Annotated in this window: 14 protein-coding genes (1 of these 14 cut by a window edge); 10 read left to right on the forward strand and 4 right to left on the reverse strand. The window is 65.1% G+C overall.

The window, feature by feature from the left end; all coding sequences use genetic code 11:
- Positions 1 to 320, reverse strand: partial view of a tyrosine--tRNA ligase gene (gene tyrS, locus AC1PLU_RS20680; RefSeq protein ID WP_481107114.1) — the beginning only. Its footprint begins 892 nt before the window's first position; the window shows 320 of its 1,212 coding nt (coding positions 1-320); the start codon lies at positions 318 to 320; the stop codon falls past the left edge of the window.
- Between the two features lie 170 nt (positions 321 to 490).
- Between tyrS and AC1PLU_RS20685 the strand changes: the two genes are divergently transcribed.
- Complete coding sequence (locus AC1PLU_RS20685) at positions 491 to 1,909, forward strand: M23 family metallopeptidase (RefSeq protein ID WP_168959548.1); 1,419 nt, start codon at positions 491 to 493, stop codon at positions 1,907 to 1,909.
- A 74-nt stretch (positions 1,910 to 1,983) separates the two neighbouring features.
- Positions 1,984 to 3,126, forward strand: a complete 1,143-nt coding sequence (locus tag AC1PLU_RS20690; protein ID WP_481107115.1) for an anhydro-N-acetylmuramic acid kinase — start codon at positions 1,984 to 1,986, stop codon at positions 3,124 to 3,126.
- 263 nt (positions 3,127 to 3,389) lie between these two features.
- On the opposite strand, the gene AC1PLU_RS20695 is transcribed toward AC1PLU_RS20690, so the two are convergent.
- The 3 genes from AC1PLU_RS20695 to AC1PLU_RS20705 form a co-directional block, all read right to left on the reverse strand.
- Positions 3,390 to 3,617: a hypothetical protein gene (locus AC1PLU_RS20695; protein WP_023905456.1), complete on the reverse strand. Its 228-nt coding sequence runs from the start codon at positions 3,615 to 3,617 to the stop codon at positions 3,390 to 3,392.
- A gap of 58 nt (positions 3,618 to 3,675) precedes the next feature.
- Positions 3,676 to 4,971: an AmpG family muropeptide MFS transporter gene (locus AC1PLU_RS20700; RefSeq protein ID WP_481107116.1), complete on the reverse strand. Its 1,296-nt coding sequence runs from the start codon at positions 4,969 to 4,971 to the stop codon at positions 3,676 to 3,678.
- A gap of 70 nt (positions 4,972 to 5,041) precedes the next feature.
- Positions 5,042 to 5,842: an exodeoxyribonuclease III gene (locus AC1PLU_RS20705; protein ID WP_006448970.1), complete on the reverse strand. Its 801-nt coding sequence runs from the start codon at positions 5,840 to 5,842 to the stop codon at positions 5,042 to 5,044.
- Between the two features lie 127 nt (positions 5,843 to 5,969).
- Between AC1PLU_RS20705 and pyrE the strand changes: the two genes are divergently transcribed.
- The 8 genes from pyrE (at position 5,970) to AC1PLU_RS20745 (ending at position 11,780) form a co-directional block, all read left to right on the forward strand.
- Complete coding sequence (pyrE, locus tag AC1PLU_RS20710; protein WP_481107117.1) at positions 5,970 to 6,629, forward strand: orotate phosphoribosyltransferase; 660 nt, start codon at positions 5,970 to 5,972, stop codon at positions 6,627 to 6,629.
- A gap of 22 nt (positions 6,630 to 6,651) precedes the next feature.
- A complete protein-coding gene (locus AC1PLU_RS20715) occupies positions 6,652 to 7,332 on the forward strand; it encodes a hypothetical protein (RefSeq protein WP_023905460.1) in 681 nt (226 codons plus the stop codon).
- 115 nt (positions 7,333 to 7,447) lie between these two features.
- Positions 7,448 to 8,245 carry a ParA family protein gene (locus tag AC1PLU_RS20720; protein ID WP_023905461.1) on the forward strand — a complete coding sequence of 266 codons (798 nt, stop codon included), beginning with the start codon at positions 7,448 to 7,450 and terminating at the stop codon, positions 8,243 to 8,245.
- A complete protein-coding gene (locus tag AC1PLU_RS20725) occupies positions 8,245 to 9,174 on the forward strand; it encodes a ParB/RepB/Spo0J family partition protein (protein ID WP_023905462.1) in 930 nt (309 codons plus the stop codon). The genes AC1PLU_RS20720 and AC1PLU_RS20725 overlap by 1 nt, the downstream gene beginning before the upstream one ends.
- Positions 9,175 to 9,208: 34 nt before the next feature.
- Positions 9,209 to 9,517, forward strand: coding sequence for a helix-hairpin-helix domain-containing protein (locus AC1PLU_RS20730; protein WP_043907425.1), 309 nt, complete (start codon positions 9,209 to 9,211; stop codon positions 9,515 to 9,517).
- A gap of 99 nt (positions 9,518 to 9,616) precedes the next feature.
- Complete coding sequence (locus tag AC1PLU_RS20735; protein ID WP_481107118.1) at positions 9,617 to 10,582, forward strand: NAD-dependent epimerase/dehydratase family protein; 966 nt, start codon at positions 9,617 to 9,619, stop codon at positions 10,580 to 10,582.
- Positions 10,583 to 10,716: 134 nt separating this feature from the next.
- Positions 10,717 to 11,439, forward strand: a complete 723-nt coding sequence (locus tag AC1PLU_RS20740; RefSeq protein WP_481107119.1) for a glycosyltransferase family 2 protein — start codon at positions 10,717 to 10,719, stop codon at positions 11,437 to 11,439.
- Positions 11,439 to 11,780 carry a lipid-A-disaccharide synthase N-terminal domain-containing protein gene (locus AC1PLU_RS20745; RefSeq protein ID WP_039816706.1) on the forward strand — a complete coding sequence of 114 codons (342 nt, stop codon included), beginning with the start codon at positions 11,439 to 11,441 and terminating at the stop codon, positions 11,778 to 11,780. Before AC1PLU_RS20740 ends, AC1PLU_RS20745 begins: the two co-directional genes overlap by 1 nt.
- Positions 11,781 to 12,032: the final 252 nt, after the last annotated feature.

A 12,032-nucleotide genomic window follows, 5' to 3' on the forward strand; every position in this document is an offset into this window, starting at 1 on the left:
TGCTCCTCATAGGTATGCGCGTTGGCCAGCACGTCTTCGCGGCTGAGCGGCTTGCGGGTGACGTTCTTGCCGCTGGGGTCGCCGATCATTCCGGTGAAGTCGCCGATCAGGAAGATCACCTGGTGCCCGAGCTGCTGGAACTGCCGCATCTTGTTGAGCAGCACGGTGTGGCCCAGATGCAGATCCGGCGCGGTGGGATCGAACCCGGCCTTTACTCGCAGTGGCACGCCCGACTTCAGGCGCGCTTCGAGCTGATCGAGCTTGAGGATCTCTTCGGCGCCGCGGCCGATGAGTGCGAGGGATTCTTCGATAGTGGCCAACCACAGACTCCAGCGGCGCTTGCCGTCAAAAACGTGAACGATGTTAAACGCGGGTTAATTCCGCGCCAAATGAAAATGTTGAACAGGCTCAATGGTTTGACGCGCTGTTACAGGCTGTCTATGGTACCGGCGATTGGGCTCGCACTTCGAGCCAGCGAGGAATTTGAACGATGCAGAACTCAGAGCAGGGCCGTGCACGCAAGCGGCGCTTTCAAGAACGCCTCCACGTCCTCCACGACACTGCCCTGCATCGCAAGCTCAAGGCCCATCTTCCGGCCGCGTTCAACGATCAATGGACGCGCCGTCACTGGATCCACGCCAGCCTGTTCGCCACCATCGGTGCGCTGGTGGCCACGATCGTGCCGGGCTTCTCCAATGCCATCGATACGCCGCTGTCCAGCCATTCCACACTGGCTTTGCCGCTGCCGCCGTTGGTGCCGAGCCGCAAGCAGCTGGCGCCGAGTACCGATTGGGAAATCGTGCAGGTCAAGTCGGGCCAGACGCTGAGCACCCTGTTCGGCGAGTTGGGAATCCCGACCACGGTGATGTACCAGGTGCTGGCGCATCCGGGCACCAAGGAGGCGCTGACCAAGCTGCGCCCGGGCGCCGAGATCGCCTTCGATATGCCCACGCCAGGCGAGCTGCGCGCATTGCGCTTCGACCGCGACGACAGCCACCGTGTGGAGCTGCGTCTGCTGGGCGACAGCGTGCGCGAGAACGTCACCGAGCGAGCGACGACCACGCGCACAGTGGTGGCAAGCGGGGAGATCAGCAGCTCGCTGTACGCCTCGGCCGGCAAGTCGGGCCTGTCGCCGGCGGCAGTGGCGATCATGACCGACGAGATCTTCAAATACGACATCGACTTCGACAAGGATCTGCAGCCGGGCGATCGCTTCAGCGTGGTGATGGACGAGACCTGGCGCGAGGGCGAGCGGATCAACACCGGCGACATCCTGGCGGCGACCTTTACCACCGGCGGCAAGACCTACACCGGCTTCCGCTTCGAGCGTGCTGGCAAGCCGGCCGAGTATTTCGACATCACCGGCCGGCCGCTCAAAAAGAGCTTCATTCGTATGCCGGTGGCTTACAGCCGCATCAGTTCGACCTTCGGCGCACGCAGGCATCCGGTGCTGGGCACGATGCGCATGCATAAAGGTGTGGATTACGCGGCAGCGTCGGGGACGCCGATCATGGCGGCCGGCGATGCGCGGGTGGTGTTTGTCGGCACCCAGCGCGGCTACGGCAATGTGGTGATCCTGGATCACGGCAGGAATTTCAGCACGCTGTACGGGCACATGTCGCGCTTCGGCAAGGTCAAGGCGGGGCAGCGCATCAACCAGGGCACGGTGATCGGCTATGTCGGCATGACCGGTCTTGCGACCGGCCCGCATCTGCATTACGAATTCCGCGTAGCCGGGCAGCAGCGCAACCCGATGTCGGTGACCATGCCGCCGCCGGAACCGTTGCAAGGCGCCGAGCTGGCCGCATTCCGTGCGCAGACGGCGCCGGCGCTGGCGCGTATCGAAGGCATGGAGAAGTTGATCTACGCCGACGCCGCCAAGCCTGCCAAGGGCAAGCCGCGCGGTTGAGTGGGTGCGGGGCCGGTTGACGGCCCCTGCCCCGGCTGCACAAGCTGCTGGATCGCTGCGCAACTGGCTCTGGCATGTCTGCTCTGGAACACCTGGAATCCCCGCTTTACCTGGGCCTGATGTCGGGCACCAGTGCCGACGGCATCGATGCCGCGCTGGTGCGCTTCGAAGACGACAGCCACCGCCGCTGCGAACTGGTTGCCGGCACGACGGTGGCCTGGGAGCCGCAGCTGCGCGAGACGCTGGTGATGCTGGGCCAGGGCGCCGAAGTGATCGCCATCGATGCGCTTGGGCAACTGGATGCGCAGGTGGGGCTGGCGTTTGCGGCCGCCGCCAATCAATTGATCCGCCAGAGCGGTATTGCGCGTGGGCGTATTCGGGCGATCGGCTCGCATGGGCAGACCATTCGGCATCGACCCAAGGCCGATCCGGCCTTCACCTGGCAGATTGGCGATGCCAGCCGGATTGCCGAGCACACCGGCATTACCACGGTGGCCGATTTCCGCCGTCGCGATGTGGCTGCCGGTGGTCAGGGCGCGCCGTTGATGCCGGCGTTTCATCTGGCCATGCTGGGCGTGGGCGACGAAGACCGTGCAGTGCTCAATCTGGGCGGCATCGGCAACCTGACATTGATCCCGCGCAATGGCGCGGTGCTGGGCTTCGATACCGGCCCGGCTAACGCGTTGCTGGATAGCTGGTGCCAGCAGCAGCACGGCACGCCGTTCGATGCCGATGGGGTATTTGCTGCCAGTGGGCAGGTCGATGCCGCGCTGCTGCAGGCGTTGTTGGCCGACCCGTGGTTTGCGCTGGCGCCGCCCAAGAGCACTGGGCGCGAGCAGTTTCATCTGGCCTGGGCGTTGCAGGCGATGCAGTCCTTAGGAAACGTGGCGCTGGCTGCGGCCGATGTGCAGGCGACGCTGCTCGAACTCACTGCGGCCAGCATCGCCGATGCGTTGTTGCGGCTGCAGCCCGACACCCGCCGGGTGCTGGTGTGCGGTGGCGGGGTGCGCAATCCGGTGTTGATGGCGCGATTGGCGGCACGGTTGCCGGGCGTGGTGGTGGAATCCAGCGCGCAGCATGGGCTGGATCCGGATTATCTGGAGGCGATGGGGTTTGCGTGGTTGGCGGCGGAGCTGATCGCGGGGCGTGCGGCAAATCTACCGTCGGTAACCGGGGCGGCGGGGCCGCGATTGTTGGGGGCGATTTATCCGGCGTAAGCGGCTTGCATCGGCTCGATCCGGATGCCACCGGCCTCGCTTCTTTAAATGCTCTCCCTTGCGTCTGGCGACTCTCATCAGCGCTCAACTAATCAGGTGTGGCGATGATGTGTGCGGTCTAGCCGGCGAGTGCGCCGTAGCCTGAGCCCTTCTCGGCAATGTGCATGGCTTTTGACCGAGCCATCCGCACTTGCACACCATCGTCGATCGTCGCTCCGGGTGGATTCACACGCGAGGCAGCGCTGGCGGAGCGACGTGCAGCGCTAGGGATGATTTCCCGCCGGCAGCGCCTTGAGGGCAGCGATCGCTTCGGCCAGGGCATCGACTTCCGGGTGTTGCAGGCCGCCGGTGACTTCGTATTCGCTGGCGAACAGGCCTTGTTCGAGCAGATGCATCACGGCCTGGTGCTGGGTCCAGCCGCGTGCAACGGAGATGCGACGGATCCTGTCTACCAGCAATGGATCGATGTCACGTAATACCAGATCGGTCATGCCTTGCCTCGCACATTGCGCTGCCCCGCGGGCATCATCGGAAACCTTGGCGGACGTTTCAATCCGGCCGCCCATCGTGCGCCAGCAGGCGCGGCCACAGCCAGGCCAGTAGTGCCAGGGTGGGGATCACGGTCAGGGCGCTGAGAATGAAAAAGGTGCTGTACGAGGTTGCCTCGACCAGAAAACCGGAAACGCCACCGGCGAACTTGCCCGGCAGGTTTGCCAGCGAGACCAGCAAGGCGTACTGGGTAGCGGTGAAGTTGCGGTCGGTCAGCGAGGACATGAAAGCCACCAGCACGGTGGCGGCGAAGCCCTGAAACAGATTGTCTGCGCTGAGCGCGGCATAGAACGCCCACAGCTTGCCGGGATTGTGCGCCATCAGCAGGAAGGCCAGGTTGGAAAGCGCCACGCCCAAGGCCGCGACCAGCAGCATGCGACGGAAACCGAACGCAGCCAACGCCGCACCGCCGGCGAAGGCGCCGACAATACCCATCCAGACGCCGAACAGTTTGGAGACGGTGGCAATATCGGCCTTGGTGAAACCCGAGTCCAAATAGAACGGCCCGGCCATCACGCCGATGACTTGGTCGGGGAACTTGTACAAGCCCACGAACAGCAGCAGCACGATCCCAAGCGTCAGGCCATTGCTGGAAAAGAAACTGGAAATCGGCTGCCAGAACGCACCGGCGACATCGACGCGGCGCACCACCGTGGCCTCGGGGTGGTCGGGCTCACGGCACAGCAAGGTGGTGGCGATCGGCAGCAGCATCAGCGCCGCCATGCCTACGTACGCCCATGTCCAACCGAGATATTCGGCCATGTACAGCGCGCCCGCGCCGCCGAGGATCAGGCCGATGCGATAGCCCAGCGTGTAGGTTGCCGCGAGCGCGGCTTGCGCAGCATCCGGGGCGATTTCGATGCGGTAGGCATCCACGACCGAGTCCTGGGTGGCACCCCAGAACGAGGCGAACAAGACCCAGCCAATCAGACCAGTCACGCTCAGGTCCGGGCGCGAGAATGCCAGCGCAAACAGGCCAATGGTGACGCCGATCTGCGCCACCAGCAGCCAGGAGCGACGACGCCCCAGAAACGCGGTGAGCGGGAACGCATAGCGGTCGATCAACGGAGCCCACAGGAATTTGAGCAAGTAGAAGAAGCTGGCCAGACTGATCAGGCCGATGCTGCCCAGGTCCAGGCCAACATCGCGCAGTCGGGTCGAGAGGGTCTGCGAGGCGATCAACAAAAACGGCAAGCCGCTGCCGAAACCGAGCAGCGCCATGGTCGCCGCCGATGGCGTGGCGAAGGCGTGCCGGATGCCACGCCAGCCTTTGTAATTGGATGCAGACTTGGTCATGGGTGCAGGCCCGGAGCGGTGCCGGCGAGACGCCGGCCTTGCCTTTCGGAAGCCAATGTTGGTTTCTGGCTCACTCCGCGTAATCCACGATGTAAGGGGCGTGGTCGGAGAAGCGCTGTTCGCGGTAGATCGCGCAGCGTTGCAGCTTGTCGCGCATCCAGGGGGTGACCAGCTGGTAGTCGATGCGCCACCCGACGTTGTTGGCGCGCGCGGCGCCGCGGTTGCTCCACCAAGTGTAATCCTCGCCTTGGGGGTGCAGCACGCGGTACGTGTCGACCCAGCCGCGGCCGTTGGCGGCGTTGGCTTCTTCCGGGGCGTCGGCGCACAGGCCATTGAGCCAGTCGCGCTCGGGAGGCAGGCAGCCGGAATTCTTCTGGTTGGACTTCCAGTTCTTGATGTCCAAAGCGGTGCGCACAATGTTCCAGTCGCCGCACAGCACGTACTGCCTGCCGCTGGCCAGCCACTCGTCCAGGATCGGCCGCAGCCATTCCATCACCTGGAACTTGTAGCCCTGGCGCAACTCGCCCGACGAACCGGACGGAATATAGAAGGACACCACGCTGAGGTTGCCGAAGCGGGCCTCAATATAGCGGCCTTCTTCGTCGAACTCGGGCCAGCCCAGCGCGGTGCGCACTTCGTCGGGCTCATGCCTGCTGTAGATCGCCACGCCGCTGTAGCCCTTCTTGGTGCTGGCGTCGCGGAACCAGGCCTTGTAGCCGGTGGGCAGGAATTTCGGCCCGGCCAGCTGATGCTCCTGAGCCTTGGTCTCCTGCACGCATAGCACGTCGGCGTCCTGGGTGGCGAACCACTCGAAGAAGCCCTTGGTCGTGGCCGAGCGCAGGCCGTTGGCGTTGAAACTGATGATGCGCATAGATGAAGAGCCGGGATTCGGGAATGGACATTGGAGATGCGTGAAAGCGTACCGCATCAGCGGATGATGCAAGGTAGGACCCGCTATGCTTTCCAATCCCGAATTGCCAGTCCCCAATCTCCTAACCATGACCGACCACCGCACCCGTTTCCTGCAGCTGGCCTTGGGCGCCGATGCCCTGCGCTTTGGCGAGTTCACGCTCAAGTCCGGGCGGCTCAGCCCGTATTTCTTCAATGCCGGTCGCTTCGATTCGGGCGCCAAGACTGCGCAGCTGGCGCAGTGCTATGCCGATGCGATCGATGCGGCCGGGGTGGGATTCGATCTGTTGTTCGGGCCGGCCTACAAGGGCATCCCGTTGGCGACCGCGCTCGCCTGCGCCTATGCCGGGCGCGGGCGCGATCTGCCGATGGCGTTCAACCGCAAGGAAGCCAAGGCGCATGGCGAGGGCGGCAGCCTGATCGGTGCGCCGCTTGAGGGGCGCAAGGTCTTGATCGTCGACGATGTGATCACCGCCGGCACCGCAATCCGTGAGGCCTTGGGCATCATCCGCGGCGCGGGCGGCACTCCGTCCGGGATCGTGGTGGCGCTGGACCGGCAGGAGATCGCCTCCGAACAGGATCGCCGCTCGGCCGCACAGGCGGTGGCAGCCGAGGCCGGCATCCCGGTGATTGCGGTGGCCAACCTGGGCGACTTGCTTGCTTTTGCGGCAGGAAACGCCGACCTTGTGGGCTTCCGGGAACCGCTGCTGGCCTATCGTGGCCGCTACGGCACCGACACCACAGGCTGACGGCAGGCGACAGGGGGCTGCGATGATGCCGATACACATCCGTTTGGCGTTACTCGCCGCTGCGGCGGCAGCTGTCGTTGCGACAACGATCGCCGCCGCGCCCGCCAGTGCGCAGGACAAACCGGCCGCGAAAAAGCTGTATTGCTGGAACCAGAACGGCGCCCGCGTATGCAGCGACACGCTGCCGCCGGAGGCGGTGAACCAGGCGCGCGACGAATTCAACGTCAAGAGCGGCATGCGCAGCGCCGAGGTGCAGCGCGCGATGAGCAGCGACGAGCGTGCCGCCGCCGCGGCCAGCGAGCAGCAACGCCAGGCCGATCTGGCCGCCGAGCAGATGCGCCAGCGTACCGATCAGGCGATGTTGATGTCTTACCAAAACGAGGACGACCTGCGCCGTGTCTTCAATGAGCGCATCGCCATCGTGGACAACAACATCCACACCGCGCGCTTCAATGTGACCAGCCTGCGCGAGGGGCTGGCCAGCATGCTGCGCACTGCCGGTGATCGCGAACTGGCCGGTCAAGCCGTTGCCGACAAGCTGGCCGGCGATATCCAGCAGCGCCATCGCGAGCTGATGGCGCAATTGCGGTTGCAGACCAGCTTCGAGCAGCAACGGGTGGCACTGGACGGCGAAATCGCCGACATCCTGCTGCGCTACCGGGCCATGAAGGAGCCGCCGGCCGGCACTTCGCCGAGCGGCTGACTGGCGCAGCCGTCATTCCCGCCGGTGCGGCGCGCTGCTGCGGGCGGCATTTCCCGATCCGACGCCCTGCCCGCATAATGGCCGGTCTTACTCCTTGCCCACGAGGCTCTCCCGCATGGCCCGGATCATCGCCATTGCCAACCAGAAAGGCGGCGTCGGCAAGACCACGACGGCAGTCAATCTGGCGGCCGGCCTGGCGCGCGCGCCCAAGCGTGTGTTGCTGGTGGATCTGGACTCGCAGGGCAATGCCACCATGGGAAGCGGCATCGACAAGCGCGATGTGGCCGCCTCGACCTGCGACCTGCTGCTGGGCGAAAACACCGCTGCCGAGATCCGGGTGACCGCGCCGGAAGGCTTCGACCTGCTGCCGGGCAACATCGACCTGACCGCCGCCGAGATCCAGCTGATGGATCAGAGCGAGCGCGAACAGCGGCTCAAGCGCGCCCTGGCGCCGATCCGCGACGAGTACGACTTCATCCTGATCGACTGCCCGCCGGCGTTGTCGCTGCTCACGCTCAATGCGTTGACCGCCGCCGACTCGATCATCGTGCCGATGCAGTGCGAGTACTACGCGCTGGAAGGACTCACTGCCTTGCTGGAAACCATCGAGGCGCTGCGCGCCAACCTCAATCCGGCGCTGGAAATCGAAGGCGTGCTGCGCACGATGTTCGACATCCGCAACAACCTAGCCAATGCGGTGTCGGCCGAGTTGACCCAGCATTTCGGCGACAAGGTGTTCCGCACCATCGTGCCGCGCAACGTGCGCCTGGCCGAGGCGCCCAGCCATGGCCAGAGCATCCTCGGGTACGACCGCACCTCGCGCGGTGGCGTGGCGTACCTGGGGCTGGCCGGCGAGATCGTGCGCCGCCAGAACGATCGCAACAAGGCCTACCGGCCCGTGGAGACCGTTTGATGAGCAAGCCGATCCCCGCAAAGAAGCGTGGTCTGGGCCGCGGCCTGGAAGCGCTGTTGGGACCGAAGGGCGCAGCAGCCGCAGCGGCGCCGAGCGCAGCCAGCGAAGACGCCTTGCAGCCGGGCGACAGCTTGCGACAGTTGCCGGTCACCCAGTTGCAGCCGGGCAAGTACCAGCCGCGTAAGGAGATGGACGAGGTCAAGCTGGCCGAGCTGGCCGAATCGATCAAGGCCCAGGGCGTGATCCAGCCGATCGTGGCGCGCGAGCTGGCGCCGGGGCAGTTCGAGATCGTGGCCGGCGAACGCCGCTGGCGCGCCTCGCAACTGGCCGGGCTGACCGAGGTGCCGGTGGTGGTGCGCGAGCTGGACGACCGCACCGTCATCGCGATGGCGCTGATCGAGAACATCCAGCGCGAAGATCTCAACCCGCTGGAAGAAGCGCAGGCGCTGCAGCGGCTGATCGACGAATTTTCGCTGACCCATGCCGAGGCCGCCGGTGCGGTGGGCCGCTCGCGTGCGTCTGTGTCCAACCTGCTGCGGTTGCTGGAATTGCCGGTGGCGATCCGGGTGCTGCTGGAAACCCGCCGTCTGGAAATGGGCCATGCGCGTGCGCTGCTCACCCTGGCGCCGGAACTGGCCAGCAAGCTGGCGCAGGAAGCAGCCGACCAGGGGTGGTCGGTGCGTGAGGTGGAACACCGTGCGCAGCAGTTCGCCGCCGGCAAGGTGCCCGGATCGTTGCGCAAGGGCAAACCAGCAGCCGCCGCACCGCAGGCCGACATCGCCTCGCTGGAAACCGAGCTGTCCGAGTCGCTGGGCACCAAGGTGGTGTTCAACCACGGCCGCGGCGGCAAGGGCAAGCTGGTGATCCACTACACCGACCTGGACACGCTGGATGGCGTGCTGGAACGTTTACGCGCCCAGCGCAGCTGAGTTCCTGCGCCCGCGCAAGAGGATCATTCCGGCTATGCATCCCGCCAAGGTCGATCGCAATCATCTGCTGTGTCTGACCGACCTGCCGAACGTCGGGCCGGCCTGCGAAAAGGATCTGCGTCTGATCGGCATCCGTGTGCCCGCGCAGCTGCGCGGCCGCGATGCCTACGACATGTACGCGCAGCTATGCCTGCGCACCGGTGTGCTGCACGATCCGTGCGTGATCGATGTGTTCCTGTCGATCGTGCGTTTCATGGAAGGCGAGGCACCGGGCCCGTGGTGGTCGTTCAGTGCCGAACGCAAAGCCAAACTGGCCAGCGAAGCACCGCTCAGCATGGGGTGAGTGCGATGGGTGAGCGAACGTCGCCAGGAAGCGCTTCAGAGTGGTCTAGCGTCGCCTTTCGCCTCCCTTTTGCCACTAAAAATCTCCAGGACAACTTCCATGACCATTCTCGTGACCGGCGCTGCCGGTTTCATCGGTGCCTACACCTGCCGCGCGCTGGCTGCGCGTGGTGAGACGGTGGTGGGCCTGGACAACTACAACAGCTACTACGACCCGCAGCTCAAGCGCGACCGGGTGGCGGTGCTGTGCCCGGACATCGACATCCGCACGCGGGATCTGACCGACCGTGATGGCTTGGCCGCGTTGTTCGATGAGATCCAGCCCACGCGCGTGGTGCATCTGGCCGCGCAGGCCGGGGTGCGTTACTCGCTGGAAAATCCATCCGCCTACGTCGACAGCAACCTGGTCGGTTTCGTCAACATGCTGGAGCTGTGCCGGCATCGGGGCGTGCAGCATCTGGTGTATGCGTCGAGCAGCTCGGTGTATGGCGACTCGGCGACCCCGCCGTTCTCCGAAGACCAGCGCGTGGACCAGCCACGCTCGCTGTATGCGGCGACCAAGGCCGCCAATGAGCTGATGGGCTACACCTACGCGCAGTTGTACGGCCTGCGCGCGACGGGCCTGCGCTTCTTCACCGTGTATGGGCCGTGGGGCCGGCCCGACATGGCGCCGCTGATCTTCAGCCGCGCGGTGCTGGCGGGGCGGCCGATCGAGGTGTTCAACCACGGCAAGATGCAGCGCGATTTCACCTTCGTCGACGACATCGTGGCCGGCGTGCTGGGCGCCCTGGACACGCCCAGCGGCGAGCCGGTGCCGCACCGGGTGTTCAACCTGGGCAACCACACCCCGGTGGAGCTGGAATACTTTATCGACGTGATCGCGCAGGCGGCCGGCCGCCCGGCCGAGAAGGTCTACCGGCCGATGCAGCCGGGCGACATGGTCCGCACCATGGCCGATACGCAGCGCGCGCAGGCCGCGTTCGGCTTCGAGCCGGCCACCCCGGTGGAGCGCGGCTTGCCGCAGGTGGTGGACTGGTGCCGCCGCTATTTCGGCGATCGCGCTTAGCATCCAACACGCTACAGGCCGCTTTCCATTCGCTCCACCGCGCACAACGCACGTTCGCTTCATGCCTGACTCAGACAGTCAGGGCACAATGCGCGATCTTTTTCGCTCAGCCTTCATCTGGCCACCACGAATCCATGAGCCAACCTCAGCTTTCCGTTGTCGTCCCGGTGTTCAATGAGCGCGATAACGTCGCCGCGCTGGTTGGCGAAATCGTCGCTGCGTTGCGCGGGCTGGTGGCGTTCGAAATCGTCTATGTCGACGACCACTCGCGCGACGATACGCTGGCGGTGCTGCAAGGCCTGAAGACCACCACGCCGGAACTGCGCGTGCTGCATCACGTCACCCAGAGCGGCCAGAGCACGGCGGTGCGCAACGGCGTCAAGGCGGCGCGCGCAAGCTGGATCGCCACGCTCGATGGCGACGGCCAGAACGACCCGGCCGACATTCCCAAACTGCTGACCGCGCGTGCCAGCGCCGAGACACAGGTGAAGCTGTTCGCCGGCTGGCGGGTCAATCGCCAGGATTCGGGGTCCAAGCGCTGGGCCAGCAAGTGGGCCAATGCGATCCGCTCGCGCATGCTGCACGACAACACCCCCGACACCGGCTGCGGCATCAAGCTGTTCGAGCGCGAGACGTTTCTGGACCTGCCCTACTTCGACCATATGCACCGCTATCTGCCTGCGCTGATGCAGCGCGCCGGCTGGCGCACGGTGAGCGTGCCGGTGCATCACCGCCATCGCACTGCCGGCGTGTCCAAGTACAACAACCTCAATCGCGCGCTGGTCGGCATCCGCGACCTGCGCGGCGTGGCCTGGTTGATCACCCGCAGCAAGCGCACCGTGGTGCAGGAGCGCTGATGGAACTGCATTGGCTGGACCAACCGCTGACCTGGCTGTACTGGACCGGGCTGCATGTCACCGGCTGGAAGCTGATCGGCTATGTGGGCGCGCTGATGTTCGGCGGCCGCTGGCTGGTGCAGTTCGTCGCCTCCAAGCGCGCCGGCAAGCCGGTGATTCCGCGCATGTTCTGGTACATGAGCGTGGTCGGCAGCCTGATGACGCTGAGCTACTTCGTGTTCTCGGCCAAGCAGGATTCGGTGGGCGTGCTGCAGAACCTGTTTCCGGCGTTTACCGCGTTTTACAGCCTGTATCTGGATGTGAAGCATCGCGGCTGGAAGCGGGATCGGGCGGTGCATTGAGCGGGGATTGGGGAGTCGGGATTGGGAGTCGCTAGTGCGGCACTGGTGCTCCAGTCTTCAGGCGTTTGAGGTGATGCTGGCTGCGCAACTGAGCTGATGGAGCATGCTGCATCGGCTTTACTCTGCAGTGGATAATGCCAGGCGCGCGATATCCGAGAGTCAATGCGTTTGTTCGTACATCGCGCTGCGATGGTTACCGACCTGAGATGACGCGCATCGCCGATGCCGCTCCGCTAACGCCATCGGCATGCT

It is taken from the genome of Xanthomonas sp. NCPPB 2933 (genome assembly GCF_056725225.1).